General features: G+C 57.7%; 1 rRNA gene. It reads left to right on the top strand.

Annotation, left to right across the window (positions count from 1 at the left end):
- Window positions 1–7: 7 nt before the first annotated feature.
- Window positions 8–1,083 (top strand): 23S ribosomal RNA (locus ACZ5GT_RS40820); the annotation flags it as partial.

The raw sequence follows: 1,083 nt of genomic DNA, 5'->3' as shown, positions 1-1,083 counted from the left end.
TGGGAGCGTCGGAACAAGGCTTGCCTTGTTCTCGTGACTGCGTGCCTTTTGAAGAATGAGCCTGCGAGTTTGCGGTGTGTTGCGAGGTTAACCCGGGTGGGGTAGCCGTAGCGAAAGCGAGTCCGAACAGGGCGTTTTAGTAGCACGCTCAAGACCCGAAGCGGAGTGATCTAGCCATGGGCAGGTTGAAGCGGAGGTAAGACTTCGTGGAGGACCGAACCCACCAGGGTTGAAAACCTGGGGGATGACCTGTGGTTAGGGGTGAAAGGCCAATCAAACTCCGTGATAGCTGGTTCTCCCCGAAATGCATTTAGGTGCAGCGTCGTGTGTTTCTTGCCGGAGGTAGAGCACTGGATAGGCGATGGGCCCTACCGGGTTACTGACCTTAGCCAAACTCCGAATGCCGGTAAGTGAGAGCGCGGCAGTGAGACTGTGGGGGATAAGCTCCATGGTCGAGAGGGAAACAGCCCAGAGCATCGACTAAGGCCCCTAAGCGTACGCTAAGTGGGAAAGGATGTGGAGTCGCAGAGACAACCAGGAGGTTGGCTTAGAAGCAGCCACCCTTGAAAGAGTGCGTAATAGCTCACTGGTCTAGTGATTCCGCGCCGACAATGTAGCGGGGCTCAAGCGTACCGCCGAAGTCGTGTCATTGCAGCATGTACTCCCAACGGAGGCTGTGATGGGTAGGGGAGCGTCGTCTGCCGGGTGAAGCGGCACTGGAAGGTAGTCGTGGACGGTTGACGAGTGAGAATGCAGGCATGAGTAGCGATTCACACGTGAGAAACGTGTGCGCCGATTGACTAAGGGTTCCTGGGTCAAGCTGATCTGCCCAGGGTAAGTCGGGACCTAAGGCGAGGCCGACAGGCGTAGTCGATGGATAACCGGTTGATATTCCGGTACCCGCTGTGAAGCGTCAAACATCGAATCCAGTGATGCTAAGCCCGTGAAGCCGCCGGCTGAGTCTTCGGACGAGGTCGGAGTGGTGGAGCCGGTGACCCGAGCTGGTAGTAGGTGAGTGATGGGGTGACGCAGGAAGGTAGTCCATCCCGGGCGGTGGTTGTCCCGGGGTAAGGGTGTAGGCCG

Source organism: Streptomyces sp. NPDC031340 (assembly GCF_055569945.1).
Note: the sequence above shows the minus strand (reverse complement) of the source record. Positions and strands in the feature narration are given on the sequence as shown.